Genomic DNA, 12,987 nt, shown 5'->3' on the forward strand with positions numbered 1-12,987 from the left:
TGGGCCTAAAAATCGGGGCAAATACGCCAAGGCGCATTTGATGATACTATAAAGGATTGGTCCGACAATGTTCGAAAAAGTAAGCAGGTTTATTGAAAAAAATAAATTAATTCAAAAGGGCTCAACGATAATAGTAGGGGTATCCGGTGGTCCTGACTCCCTTGCATTACTGCATTATTTATTCCATTATCAGAAGGACTCATCTTTGATTGCTGCCCATGTTGACCATATGTTCCGTGGGAAAGAGTCAGAGGAGGATTTACTCTATGTAAAAGGATTTTGTGAGACGTACCAAATTCCTTTTGAATCAATTCAAATGGATGTGACATCCTATAAAAAGAAACATGGTTTAACTTCCCAGGTAGCCGCGAGGGAAGTGAGATATGATTTTTTTAATGAAGTCATGCGAAAACATTCTGCGGATTATTTAGCACTTGGGCATCATGGGGACGATCAAATAGAAACAATTTTAATGCGTTTAGTCCGAGGTAGTAAGGGAGTTGGCTATGCCGGAATGCAGGTGAAACGACCATTTTCACGTGGGTCGATTATTCGCCCGTTTTTAGCCGTAACAAGGGTAGATATTGAAGAATATTGCAAGGAATGGAAGCTATCGCCAAGACATGACCCATCAAATGATCTAGACGATTATACAAGGAACAGATTTAGACATCATGTTCTTCCATTTTTAAAACAAGAAAATCCAGCTGTTCATGAACATTTTTTGCAATTTAATCAGTACATAACAGAGGATAATGAAGTTTTAGATGAATTAACAATTGAAAAAATGAATAAAGTAATGAAAAGGAATGAGGATAACGAAATAGAGATTGAAATTCCTTCCTTTCTTGCGATGCCAAAATCTTTACAAAGGAGAGGGATTCAACTAATATTAAACTATCTCTACAAAGAACTTCCTCCTTCTCTTTCTGCCGTACATATTGACAATTTGTTAACCTTCTTGGCGAGTAATCATCCATCTGGAGAATTGCATTTTCCTGCTGGTTTACGAATTGTGAAATCTTATGCGAGTTGTACATATACTTATTCGGACTGTAAGGAACAGTTAAGCCCCTATCGATTTCAAATTGATACACCTGGGCTTTATAAACTTGAAGATGGTAGTGAAATAAAGAGTCAAGTGTGGAAGAACTATCCTGACAGCTTGGTCGGAAATGATTGTTTCGTCATTGACCCAGACATCGTCCAATTGCCTATTTATGTCCGAACGAGAAAAACTGGAGATAAAATGAGACTAAAAGGAATGAATGGTTCTAAAAAAGTGAAGGATATTTTCATTGATGAAAAAATATCCCGCGCGCGACGTGACCTTTGGCCGATTGTCGAGGATGAACAAGGAAGGGTTTTGTGGCTTCCAGGATTAAAAAAGTCATCATATGAGGCAACTTGTAAAACAAAATCACACTATGTCGTACTACAATACACGAAAGTTTTAGGGGGCTTTAAAAAGAATGAAGCAGGATATTGAGAAGGTTTTATTTAGTGAGGAAGAACTTCAGCAAAAAATCAAGGAATTAGGTAATACTTTAACAGAGGATTATAAGGATAAATTTCCTTTAGCCATTGGAATTTTAAAAGGGGCTATGCCTTTCATGGGTGATCTGTTAAAAAGGGTAGATACATACTTAGAAATGGACTTTATGGATGTGTCAAGCTACGGAAACTCAACAGTTTCTTCTGGTGAAGTAAAAATCATCAAGGACTTAGATGCATCTGTAGAAGGAAGAGATATTCTCGTCATTGAGGATATTATCGATAGTGGTCTCACATTAAGCTACATCGTTGAATTATTCCGTTATCGTAAAGCAAAGTCCATTAAAATTGTGACACTTTTGGATAAGCCAACAGGAAGAAAAGCAGATATAAACGCAGACTATGTTGGGTTTATTGTTCCTGATGAGTTTGTCGTTGGTTACGGTCTAGATTATGCCGAAAAATATCGCAATTTACCGTATATCGGCGTGTTAAAACCTGAGGTGTACTCAGAATAGTTTTTTTCCTACTGGAAAACTTGGACTTTTTTGAAACCTTTTGATTGAAAACACGTATATCATTTGAATAGCAATTATTATCTATGATACTATTTAGTATAGTTTGTTCACCGCGGGAGGAGGTAAGGGATGAATCGGATTTTTAGAAACGTCATATTCTATTTACTCATATTTTTAGTCATTATAGGTGTGGTTAGCTTCTTCCAAGGAGCAGGTGGCCAACCTGAAGTGATGAAATATGGCAAGTTTGTTCAACATCTCGAAGCTGGAGATGTAAAAAATATTACGATCCAACCAGAAAGAGGTGTCTATGAGGTTAGAGGCCAGTTAAAGAGCTATGATAAGGATACATTCTTTGTCACTAACATCATAGGTAGTCAAAATGAAGTTGATCGGATTACAGAGGCTGCAAAGATTGCAGAGGTAGATATACTTAAAGCAAAGGAAACAAGTGGCTGGGTAACCTTCTTTACGTCCATTATTCCATTTGTTATTATCTTTATTTTATTCTTCTTCCTACTTAACCAAGCTCAAGGTGGCGGTAGTAGGGTTATGAACTTTGGTAAGAGTAAGGCAAAGTTGTATAGCGAAGAAAAGAAAAAGGTTAGATTTAAAGATGTTGCAGGTGCGGACGAAGAAAAGCAAGAGCTTATTGAAGTGGTTGATTTCTTAAAGGATCCACGAAAATTTGCTGAACTAGGTGCAAGAATTCCAAAAGGGATCCTCCTTGTTGGACCTCCTGGTACAGGTAAAACATTGCTTGCCCGTGCAGCTGCTGGTGAAGCTGGAGTTCCATTCTTCTCCATCAGTGGTTCTGATTTCGTTGAAATGTTCGTTGGGGTTGGTGCTTCACGTGTACGTGACCTATTTGAAAATGCAAAGAAAAATGCGCCATGTATCATTTTTATAGATGAAATTGATGCAGTTGGACGTCAACGTGGTGCGGGTCTTGGAGGCGGCCATGATGAGCGCGAACAAACCTTAAACCAATTGCTTGTTGAGATGGATGGATTTGGAGCAAATGAAGGAATCATCATCATTGCTGCAACAAACCGCCCAGACATTCTAGACCCAGCCCTTCTACGTCCAGGACGTTTCGACCGTCAGATTACAGTTGACCGTCCAGATGTAAAAGGAAGAGAGGCAGTATTACGTGTTCACTCCCGTAACAAGCCTTTTGATGAATCAGTTGATTTAAAAGCGATCGCTGCAAGAACACCAGGATTCTCAGGTGCAGACCTAGAAAACTTATTGAATGAAGCAGCACTCGTTGCAGCTCGTCGAAATAAAAAGAAAATTGATATGCTTGATCTTGATGAAGCATCAGACCGCGTTATTGCAGGTCCAGCTAAAAAGAATCGTGTCATTTCGAAAAAAGAACGTAATATCGTGGCCTTCCACGAAGCGGGACATACCGTTATTGGAATGGTGCTTGATGAAGCAGATATGGTTCACAAGGTTACAATTGTCCCACGTGGTCAAGCGGGTGGTTATGCCGTAATGCTTCCTAAGGAAGACCGTTACTTCATGACAAAACCTGAATTATTGGATAAAATCACGGGTCTCTTAGGTGGTCGTGTAGCCGAAGAAATTACATTTGGAGAAGTAAGTACTGGTGCTCACAATGACTTCCAACGTGCTACAGGTATTGCTCGTAAAATGGTTACCGAATATGGAATGAGTGAAAAATTAGGTCCACTTCAATTCGGTCAAGCATCGGGAGGTCAAGTGTTCTTAGGACGTGACATCCACAATGAGCAAAACTACAGTGATGCAATCGCACACGAAATTGATCTTGAGATTCAGCGCTTTATTAAAGAAAGCTATGAGAAAGCAAGAAAAATTCTTACAGATAATCAAGATAAACTTAAACTTATCGCAGAAACATTGCTTGAGGTTGAAACTTTAGATGCTGGTCAAATTAAGAGTTTGTTCGAAGAAGGTAAACTACCTGACCGTCCAGTAGCTTCTGAGGATGAAGTTAAACCAAAAGATGATGTAAAAGTTACGATTAACTCTAAAAAAGAAGAGGAAGTAACGGAAGGCGAAAATAAGGATAAAGAAGAGTAACAGCAAAAGGTGTCTACAACCTAACGTAGACACCTTTTTTTGTGTCGTTTAAGCTCTTTAATTGTGGAATAATAAAAACGAGGTGTGGTATGATGTTTCCATTAAGCGAAACTTTAATTAACAAGGCTTTTAACCCCTGTTAATTAAAGTTTTTGCCTCCGGCGGATGCCACAGATTTTTTAGAGGAAGTTTTTCGAGCGTAAGATCAAAGACTAAGAACGCCACTTCCTGTGGCAACGTCTTTGTGACCCACCTCGTGTGGGCCTAAAAAATCTGGGCGCAAATACGCCAAGGCGCATTTGATTAGGGGTCAGGGTAGGGGGTACCACATGATTTTTGTTTTTGATGTAGGGAATACAAATATGGTTTTAGGGGTATATGAAAATGATGACTTAAAACATCATTGGAGAATCGAAACCAGCCGAAATAAAACAGAGGATGAATATGGGCTCGTCATAAAATCACTATTAGCACATGAAGGATTAACCTTTAAGGATATAAATGGTATTATTATGTCCTCCGTTGTTCCACCGATTATGTTTGCACTTGAACGAATGTGTGTAAAATATTTTGGAATTAAGCCTTTAGTGGTGGGACCAGGCATTAAGACAGGGTTAAACATTAAATATGACAATCCAAAAGAAGTGGGTGCAGACCGAATTGTCAATGCTGTCGCGGGAATCCATCTATATGGAAGTCCACTTATCATTGTTGATTTTGGTACAGCCACTACATTCTGCTACATAAATGAGAAAAAGCAATACATGGGTGGGGCGATTGCACCTGGAATTGCAATTTCAACCGAGGCTTTGTATTCTAGAGCTGCAAAGCTGCCAAGAATTGAAATAGCTCGTCCAGAAGGGATAATTGGGCGAAATACAGTAAGTGCTATGCAGGCGGGTATATTATTTGGCTATGTTGGTCAGGTTGAGGGTATCGTCGCTCGCATCAAAAACCAAGCCACGGAAAATCCAAAGGTCATTGCTACAGGTGGACTAGCTGCACTAATTGCAGCTGAATCAACTGCGATTGATGTAGTTGATCCATTTTTAACAATAAAAGGGCTGCAGCTTATTTATCAACGTAATACGGAAACAAAATAAATAAAGTGAATCTTCATCATTCAGTGGGGGTTTTCTTCATCCCGCGCTGAATGTTAGTTGAGGCCCACACGATGTGGTGCGCAAAGACGTTGACACAGGATGTGTCGCATTTAGTCTTTGTTCATTAAGTCGGGCCTTTACTGGCAGTTGATCCCCACTTATACTTTTTCGGTTGTCCCTAAAGTCTTAAAGTGGGGTCTTACTGCCAGTTATTGCGGATAAAATAACATCAAATGTGATGACACGAAAAGGAGAAATACAATGAGTGATTATTTAATCAAGGCGTTAGCTTATGATGGACAGGTTCGGGCATATGCAATTAATTCAACAGAAACAGTCGCTGAGGCTCAAAGACGCCATTATACATGGCCTACTGCGTCTGCAGCACTCGGAAGAACGATGACAGCAGGCGTGATGCTAGGAGCAACTCTAAAGGGTGAAGTTAAGCTTACGATTAAAGTTGAAGGCGGCGGTCCGATCGGGATTATTCTAGTTGATACAAATGCAAAAGGGGAAGTAAGAGGGTATGTAACGAACCCCCAAACCCATTTTGATTTAAATGAACATGGAAAACTCGATGTAAGAAGAGCAGTTGGAACAGAGGGAACTTTATCGATTGTAAAGGATATCGGGATGAGGGATCAATTCTCTGGTCAGGTTCCAATTGTGTCAGGAGAAATAGGAGAGGATTTTACTTATTACCTTGTTACTTCTGAACAGACCCCGTCGTCTGTTGGGGTAGGGGTTTTGGTGAATCCGGACAACTCCATTTTAGCTGCGGGAGGATTCCTCATTCAGCTTATGCCTGGCACTGACGAGGAAACTATTACACAAATTGAAAAAAGACTTCAAGAAATCGAACCGATCTCAAAAATGATTGAAAAGGGACTTACACCTGAAAATATTTTGGGCGAGGTTGTTGGCGAAGGAAACCTTAAAATTCTAGAAAAAATGCCGGTTTCTTTTGTTTGTCCGTGCTCAAGGGAACGAATCGAGAGCGCCATCGTTAGCTTAGGCACAGAAGAAATCGAGGCTATGATTGAGGAAGACGAAAAAGCAGAGGCGCAATGCCATTTTTGTAACGAAAAATATCATTTTTCAAAAGAAGAATTAATACAATTAAAAGACCAAGCAAAGTAAGGTAATGGGAGATGGGAAAAATGAATCAAAAGGTATTATGGTCAATTATTGTTGCTCTCGTTATCATCAACTGTTTGTCGGTTGTGTACTTTGTAACTGATCAATCAGGGGAAAAGTCTGAGGAAAAGACGATTGAGGCGACCAAGCCTGTTGTTGCAAGCGGGGAAGAAGAAGTAGTGGCCACAATTGGAGAAACATCCATTACAAGACAACAATGGTTACATGAGCTTGAAAACAGATATGGGAAACAAATTTTAGAGGTAATGATTGATAAGGAAGTTGTTCGCCAAATGGCTAAAAAGCATAGCATCGCCTTATCAGAGGATACTGTTGACCGTGAATTGACGTTAATCAAGACAATGTATAACAACATTGATCACGAGAATATTGATGATGAGCACTGGAAAGAACAAATTGAGTTAAGCATTCTATTAGAAGAGCTCTTAACAAAGGATGCTGTTATATCTGAGGAAGAAATGAAACATTTTTATGAAGAAAATAAGCATTTATACGAAATTCCAAAGTCATACCACATTTCCCATATTGTAGTGAAAACAAAGGAAGCAGCTGAACAGGTACGAGAAGAATTAGAAAATGGATCTAGCTTCACAGCGCTTGCAATGGAAAAATCAACGGATGAGTTTTCTGCAAATCGGGGTGGAGAGCTCGGGTTTGTAAATGCGGATAATGGATATGCGCCAGACAGCTATCTAGATGTGGCTGCTAAATTAAAGCCAAATGAATGGAGTGAACCTATCGAGGTTGAAGGTGGCTTTGCGGTCATGATCCTCCATGAAGTCATTGACGCGGTAACCTATACTTATGACGATGTTAAAGACCAAATCAAGCGCCAAATTGCAATAGACCAGATGAATGGCTCGATTTCAGTAGAACCATTCTGGAAAGAGCTTGACGTCAAGTGGTTCTTTGAAAATAAGAACTGATTTTTAGAAAAAATTCACAATTTGCTAGTAGTAAATTCGTTGACTTTTAGTATGAGAATTGCTAAATTGTAGATAAAACCAATAAAAATAGTAGGGATTGAGGGTGGAATCATGACAAAAGTAGCAAATTCAATCTATGAATTAATCGGTCAAACTCCAGTTGTAAAACTTAACCACTTAGTTGATGAAGATAGTGCAGATGTTTACGTAAAGCTTGAGTTCTTCAACCCAGGCAGCAGTGTAAAGGATAGAATTGCCTTAGCAATGATTGAAGCAGCAGAGAAAAAAGGTGAATTAAAGCCTGGTGACACAATTATTGAACCGACAAGTGGAAACACTGGTATTGGTTTAGCAATGGTAGCTGCAGCTAAAGGATTAAAAGCAATCCTAGTTATGCCAGATACAATGAGTATGGAACGCCGCAACCTTCTACGTGCTTACGGTGCTGAGCTTGTTTTAACACCAGGTGCTGAAGGAATGAGAGGCGCCGTTAACAAAGCGGAGGAGCTTGTTAAAGAACACGGTTATTTCATGCCACAACAATTCGACAATCCAGCAAACCCGGAAGTTCACCGTTTAACGACTGGTAAGGAAATTGTAGAGCAAATGGGTGACCAATTAGATGCGTTTGTTGCTGGAATTGGAACAGGTGGAACAATCACTGGAGCAGGTCTTGTATTAAAAGAGAAGTATCCGGACATCCATATTGTAGCGGTTGAACCAGCTGACTCAGCAATTCTTTCTGGTGGAAAGCCGGGTCCGCACAAAATTCAAGGTATAGGTGCAAACTTTGTACCAAATGTGTTAAACACTGAAGTATATGACGAAGTGTTAACAGTTAAAAATGAAGAAGCAATTGAATATGCACGCCGTACCGGCCAAGAAGAAGGATTCCTTGTAGGAATTTCCTCAGGTGCAGCTATTTTCGCGGCACTTCAAGTTGCGAAAAAATTAGGTAAAGGCAAAAAAGTACTTGCGGTTGTTCCAGACAATGGTGAACGTTATTTAAGTACAGTTCTTTATCAATTCGATGAGCAATAATAATTAACGATTGAAAGAGTCTATCCTTATTGGATAAGACTCTTTTTTAATTCGGAGGTGTACCCGTAACAGTAAATCATGTAAAATATAAAAATAGACGATCTAGAGATGATAGCAAAGAGCTGAGTGAAGTAGAGTTGAAAAAATTTAAGTATGAGGTGAGCTAGAATGATCGTAATGATTGATAATTATGACTCATTTACATTCAATTTAGTACAATATGTGGGTGAATTAGGTGAAGAAATCATCGTTAAAAGAAATGATGAGATCACCATTCAGGAAATTGAGGAACTAAACCCAGATTTAATCATGATTTCACCTGGACCTTGTACACCGAATGAGGCAGGGATAAGTCTAAATACAATTTCCTATTTTGCAGGACGGATACCTATTTTTGGCGTTTGTCTTGGCCATCAATCTATTGCCCAAGCATTCGGCGGGGATGTCATTAAAGCCCAAAGGCTTATGCATGGGAAAACATCTGAAATAAAGCATGATGGTAAAACCATTTTTTCAGGGTTAGGGCAGCCATTCACCGCAACCCGTTACCATTCGTTAATTGTAAAAAAAGACACGCTTCCAGAGTGCTTTGAAATATCAGCAGAAACAGATGCTGGCGAAATCATGGCAATCCGCCATAAGGAATACCCAATCGAGGGTGTTCAATTTCATCCGGAATCCATTATGACGACGGCAGGAAAGCAATTAATTCAGAATGTAATTAAATTATATATCAGAGGTAAAAATGAAACTGTTCCATCCTAATAGGATCGGACTGGCCTACCGTAAAGAGAAAAAGGAGATTGAGAAATGGATCAAGACAGAATTAAAAGACCATCGATAACATGTGGTCCGTATCATTTAGATTTTTCTAAAAAGACAATGATAATGGGAATTCTAAATATCACACCTGATTCTTTTTCTGATGGTGGCTCTTATGTTGACCTCGAGGCCGCTATTCAACATGCCAAACAAATGGTCAATGATGGTGCAGATATTATTGATGTCGGTGGTGAATCGACACGACCAGGACATGAAAGAATCTCCGATGAAGAAGAGATTTCTAGAGTCGTACCGGTTATTAAAGCGTTGGTAAAGGAAGTTCACGTACCAATATCAATCGATACATATAAATCAGAGGTGGCTAGGCAAGCGATTGAAGCGGGAGCTCATATCATCAATGATATTTGGGGTGCAAAAGCTGACCCTAAAATGGCAGAAGTTGCGGCAACCCATGAAGTCCCTATTATACTAATGCATAATAGAGATAATAAAAACTATAAAAACCTTATCGATGATATGATTATCGATTTAAAAGAGAGCATAGAAATTATAAAAATGGCTGGCGTTAAAGATGAAAATATTATTTTAGACCCAGGAGTAGGCTTTGCTAAAACCTTGGATGATAATATCGAAACAATTCGCCAACTAGACCGCTTTTGTGAACTAGGTTATCCAGTCCTCTTAGGAACATCACGGAAGTCCTTTATCGGTCAAATTTTTGACGTACCTCCGAAAGAACGTGATGAAGCAACAGGCGCCACTACCTGCCTTGGTATTCAAAAAGGCTGCGATATCGTCCGTGTTCATAATGTAAAGGTAAATGCAAGACTCGCTAAAATGATGGATGTCCTTGTTGGAAAAGGTGAGAAAAAATAATGGATAAAATCTACGTAAACCACATGCAATTTTACGGCTATCATGGTGTGTTTTCGGAAGAAGCCAAATTAGGTCAACGCTTTTTTGTTGACCTAATGGTGGAAGTGGATGTGAAACAAGCGGGGGAAACCGATAATCTAGATTATTCCGTTCACTACGGCGAGCTTTACAATCTATGTAAAGAAATCGTTGAGGGGCAGCCATATAAACTACTAGAAGCTGTAGTTGAAAAAATTGCCAAGGAAATTTTAATGCAATTTTCATTAGTCTCAAGCTGTACAGTCAAAGTTATAAAGCCAGACCCACCAATACCGGGACAACTTCAATCAGTAGCTGTTGAAATCACAAGGAATCGACATCATGAATAATACAGCATATATCGCATTGGGAACGAATATAGGAGAACGGGAAGAGTATTTACGAATTGCTTTAAAAGCGATTCAAGACCAGAACATGATGATTATAGGTTTTTCTTCAATCTATGAAACTGATCCGATTGGCTATGAAGATCAAGCTTTATTTTTAAATATGGTTATAAAAGTAGATACTGAGTTATCGCCATTTGATTTACTGCGGGTTTTACAAAAAATTGAGATTGAGTCTGGAAGAGAAAGGAACATAAGATGGGGTCCAAGAACACTAGACCTGGACATTTTGCTTTATAATCATGAAAATATTGAAACAGAGCATCTTATCGTTCCCCATCCCCGAATGACAGAGCGAGCTTTTGTCCTAGTGCCATTGGCTGAAATAGACCAGTTTCTACAAATTCCTGCAGTAACGAAACCAATATCCTTACTACTAGACGAATTACAAGACAGAGAAGGTGTGCGTATATGGAAGCGGAAAAGTGGGGAAGACGTATTCGTGCTTTTCGAAAGTTGAAAGGTTATACTCAAGAAAGTCTAGCAAAAGACCTTGGGGTATCTGTATCCCTTGTTGGGGAAGTCGAGCGGGGAACACGAATGCCAAGTAAAACATTTTTAAAAGAGGTTGCAGAAATACTAAAAGTACCCCTTGAGGACCTAACTCCAAAAGGGTTAGAGTAGTGTACGGAGTAGCTAAACAGATAGATGGTTGTTTGACATCAAATGTTCCCTACACTATAATACCCGTAAGTAGCCTACTGCCAGTTAATTACTGGCAGTTTTTCTGCTTTACGTTTATATTAGAATAGGACAAACTTTAAGTATTCTTTTTATTATAGATTTATGTAACAAAATAGGAGTTGATAAAAATGAATCATGAGGAATTAAATGACCAATTGATTGTAAGAAGAGAAAAGTTACATACATTACGTGAAATGGGGGTCGACCCATTCGGTAAAAGATTTGAAAGAACACATAGTACACGTGAACTTATCGACTTATACGATGGATTTACAAAAGAACAATTGGACGAGAAAGAAATCAATGTAACGATTGCTGGTCGGATTATGACAAAGCGCGGAAAAGGAAAAGCTGGATTTACCCATATCCAAGACTTAACTGGTCAAATTCAATTATATGTACGTGTCGATGCGGTTGGAGAACAGTATGAGGTTTTTAATATTGCGGATCTAGGGGATATTGTCGGTGTATCAGGTAATGTCTTCAAAACAAAGGTTGGAGAGCTTTCTATTAAAGCTACTTCTTTTGAAATTTTATCAAAAGCATTACGTCCATTACCTGACAAATTTCATGGATTAAAAGACGTTGAACAGCGCTATCGTCAACGTTACCTTGATTTAATCATGAGCCCGGAAAGCAAAGAAACCTTTATTACAAGAAGTAAAATAATCAGAGCGATGAGACGTTATTTAGATGATCACGGCTATTTAGAAGTAGAAACACCAATGATGCATTCTATCCCTGGCGGTGCATCTGCACGCCCATTCATTACCCATCATAATGCGTTAGATATCGAATTATATATGCGTATTGCGATTGAACTACATCTAAAGCGCCTAATCGTAGGTGGATTAGAAAAGGTATATGAAATTGGTAGGGTATTCCGTAATGAAGGTGTTTCAACACGCCATAACCCTGAATTCACCATGATTGAATTATATGAAGCATATGCTGACTATAAAGATATCATGAATCTTACAGAAAACCTTGTTGCCCATATTGCTCAAGAAGTACTAGGAACTACAACGATCACTTATGGTGAAAACGAGATTGACCTCAACCCAGAGTGGAAACGACTCCACATGGTAGATGCAATTAAAGAATACGTAGGGGTAGATTTCTGGAAGGAAATGAGCCTAGAAGAAGCAAGGCAACTTGCAAAAGAACATAATGTTGAAATTAATGACAATATGCAATACGGTCACATTGTGAATGAGTTCTTCGAGCAAAAAATTGAAGACAAGCTTATTCAACCAACATTTATCTATGGACATCCAGTGGAAATCTCTCCACTTGCGAAGAAGAATCCAGAAGATCCTAGATTTACAGATCGCTTCGAGCTATTCATAGTAGGTCGAGAACATGCCAACGCATTTACAGAATTAAACGACCCAATTGATCAACGTCAAAGATTCGAAGCTCAGCTCAAAGAAAGAGAGCAAGGTAATGACGAAGCTCATATGATGGACGAAGATTTTGTTGAATCATTAGAATACGGTTTACCACCAACAGGTGGATTAGGAATCGGAGTAGACAGACTTGTTATGCTCTTAACGAATTCTCCTTCTATAAGAGATGTATTACTCTTCCCGCAAATGCGCCATAAATAAGCTATTAAACAGAGTGGATTTTCCACTCTGTTTTTTTGCGTTTTTTCTTAAAAAACTTTTCTAGAATAATTTTTTCTTAAAAAATCTTGCTTAAAAACTTTCAAGGTGGTATATTAAATATCTGCCGCTGAGATGTGGCAACGAAATAAAAAGGTAATAAAAAAGTTATTGACTTTCAAAAAGTTAGATGATATTATTATAAAGTTGCTTCAAGAGAGCAGCGATAATAAAAAGTTCTTTGAAAACTGAACACAATACAAGCGTCAACGTTTAATTTTATTTTTTATTATTGAGCAATC

Annotated in this window: 13 protein-coding genes; all 13 read left to right on the forward strand. The window is 38.8% G+C overall.

The genetic code is table 11. The features are described 5' to 3' along the window. The first annotated feature begins 67 nt into the window (after window positions 1-67). The 13 genes from tilS to lysS all read left to right on the forward strand — a co-directional run bounded on the left by tilS (window position 68) and on the right by lysS (window position 12,688). On the forward strand, window positions 68-1,489 hold the full coding sequence (tilS, locus tag V7112_RS03915; protein WP_335415738.1) for a tRNA lysidine(34) synthetase TilS: 1,422 nt from the start codon (window positions 68-70) through the stop codon (window positions 1,487-1,489). Then, window positions 1,473-2,012, forward strand: a complete 540-nt coding sequence (gene hpt / locus V7112_RS03920) for a hypoxanthine phosphoribosyltransferase (RefSeq protein ID WP_335415741.1) — start codon at window positions 1,473-1,475, stop codon at window positions 2,010-2,012. The genes tilS and hpt overlap by 17 nt, the downstream gene beginning before the upstream one ends. Before the next feature lie 129 nt (window positions 2,013-2,141). Then, window positions 2,142-4,082, forward strand: a complete 1,941-nt coding sequence (gene ftsH / locus V7112_RS03925; protein WP_335415744.1) for an ATP-dependent zinc metalloprotease FtsH — start codon at window positions 2,142-2,144, stop codon at window positions 4,080-4,082. A gap of 329 nt (window positions 4,083-4,411) precedes the next feature. After that, window positions 4,412-5,185, forward strand: a complete 774-nt coding sequence (locus V7112_RS03930) for a type III pantothenate kinase (RefSeq protein WP_335415747.1) — start codon at window positions 4,412-4,414, stop codon at window positions 5,183-5,185. A 261-nt stretch (window positions 5,186-5,446) separates the two neighbouring features. Continuing rightward, window positions 5,447-6,325 (forward strand): Hsp33 family molecular chaperone HslO, encoded by an 879-nt coding sequence (gene hslO, locus V7112_RS03935; RefSeq protein WP_335415749.1) that lies wholly within the window; start codon window positions 5,447-5,449, stop codon window positions 6,323-6,325. Window positions 6,326-6,345: 20 nt separating this feature from the next. Further along, the gene (locus tag V7112_RS03940; protein ID WP_335415752.1) at window positions 6,346-7,269 is read left to right on the forward strand and encodes a peptidyl-prolyl cis-trans isomerase; all 924 of its coding nucleotides are present in this window, start codon (window positions 6,346-6,348) and stop codon (window positions 7,267-7,269) included. A 111-nt stretch (window positions 7,270-7,380) separates the two neighbouring features. Beyond that, window positions 7,381-8,310 carry a cysteine synthase A gene (gene cysK, locus V7112_RS03945; protein WP_335415756.1) on the forward strand — a complete coding sequence of 310 codons (930 nt, stop codon included), beginning with the start codon at window positions 7,381-7,383 and terminating at the stop codon, window positions 8,308-8,310. Between the two features lie 168 nt (window positions 8,311-8,478). After that, the gene (gene pabA, locus V7112_RS03950; protein ID WP_335415758.1) at window positions 8,479-9,075 is read left to right on the forward strand and encodes an aminodeoxychorismate/anthranilate synthase component II; all 597 of its coding nucleotides are present in this window, start codon (window positions 8,479-8,481) and stop codon (window positions 9,073-9,075) included. A 45-nt stretch (window positions 9,076-9,120) separates the two neighbouring features. Beyond that, window positions 9,121-9,969 (forward strand): dihydropteroate synthase, encoded by an 849-nt coding sequence (gene folP, locus V7112_RS03955; RefSeq protein WP_335415760.1) that lies wholly within the window; start codon window positions 9,121-9,123, stop codon window positions 9,967-9,969. Beyond that, window positions 9,969-10,337, forward strand: coding sequence for a dihydroneopterin aldolase (gene folB, locus V7112_RS03960; RefSeq protein ID WP_335415762.1), 369 nt, complete (start codon window positions 9,969-9,971; stop codon window positions 10,335-10,337). The genes folP and folB overlap by 1 nt, the downstream gene beginning before the upstream one ends. Then, entirely contained in the window at window positions 10,330-10,854 is a 525-nt protein-coding gene (folK, locus tag V7112_RS03965; RefSeq protein WP_335415767.1) for a 2-amino-4-hydroxy-6-hydroxymethyldihydropteridine diphosphokinase, read from the forward strand. The genes folB and folK overlap by 8 nt, the downstream gene beginning before the upstream one ends. Next, window positions 10,806-11,018, forward strand: coding sequence for a helix-turn-helix domain-containing protein (locus V7112_RS03970; protein WP_335415770.1), 213 nt, complete (start codon window positions 10,806-10,808; stop codon window positions 11,016-11,018). The genes folK and V7112_RS03970 overlap by 49 nt, the downstream gene beginning before the upstream one ends. Window positions 11,019-11,206: 188 nt before the next feature. Then, entirely contained in the window at window positions 11,207-12,688 is a 1,482-nt protein-coding gene (gene lysS / locus V7112_RS03975; RefSeq protein WP_335415773.1) for a lysine--tRNA ligase, read from the forward strand. Window positions 12,689-12,987: the final 299 nt, after the last annotated feature.

Source organism: Bacillus sp. JJ1566 (assembly GCF_036962685.1).
GTDB lineage: Bacteria > Bacillota > Bacilli > Bacillales > Bacillaceae_L > Ferdinandcohnia.

Bases quoted from the DNA above. Each gene is read 5' to 3' on its own strand.
- folB (WP_335415762.1), top strand. From the start codon at position 9,969: ATGGATAAAATCTACGTAAACCACATGCAATTTTACGGCTATCATGGT.
- folK (WP_335415767.1), top strand. From the start codon at position 10,330: ATGAATAATACAGCATATATCGCATTGGGAACGAATATAGGAGAACGG.
- V7112_RS03940 (WP_335415752.1), top strand. From the start codon at position 6,346: ATGAATCAAAAGGTATTATGGTCAATTATTGTTGCTCTCGTTATCATC.
- ftsH (WP_335415744.1), top strand. From the start codon at position 2,142: ATGAATCGGATTTTTAGAAACGTCATATTCTATTTACTCATATTTTTA.
- hpt (WP_335415741.1), top strand. From the start codon at position 1,473: ATGAAGCAGGATATTGAGAAGGTTTTATTTAGTGAGGAAGAACTTCAG.
- hslO (WP_335415749.1), top strand. From the start codon at position 5,447: ATGAGTGATTATTTAATCAAGGCGTTAGCTTATGATGGACAGGTTCGG.
- pabA (WP_335415758.1), top strand. From the start codon at position 8,479: ATGATCGTAATGATTGATAATTATGACTCATTTACATTCAATTTAGTA.
- lysS (WP_335415773.1), top strand. From the start codon at position 11,207: ATGAATCATGAGGAATTAAATGACCAATTGATTGTAAGAAGAGAAAAG.
- folP (WP_335415760.1), top strand. From the start codon at position 9,121: ATGGATCAAGACAGAATTAAAAGACCATCGATAACATGTGGTCCGTAT.
- V7112_RS03930 (WP_335415747.1), top strand. From the start codon at position 4,412: ATGATTTTTGTTTTTGATGTAGGGAATACAAATATGGTTTTAGGGGTA.
- cysK (WP_335415756.1), top strand. From the start codon at position 7,381: ATGACAAAAGTAGCAAATTCAATCTATGAATTAATCGGTCAAACTCCA.
- tilS (WP_335415738.1), top strand. From the start codon at position 68: ATGTTCGAAAAAGTAAGCAGGTTTATTGAAAAAAATAAATTAATTCAA.
- V7112_RS03970 (WP_335415770.1), top strand. From the start codon at position 10,806: ATGGAAGCGGAAAAGTGGGGAAGACGTATTCGTGCTTTTCGAAAGTTG.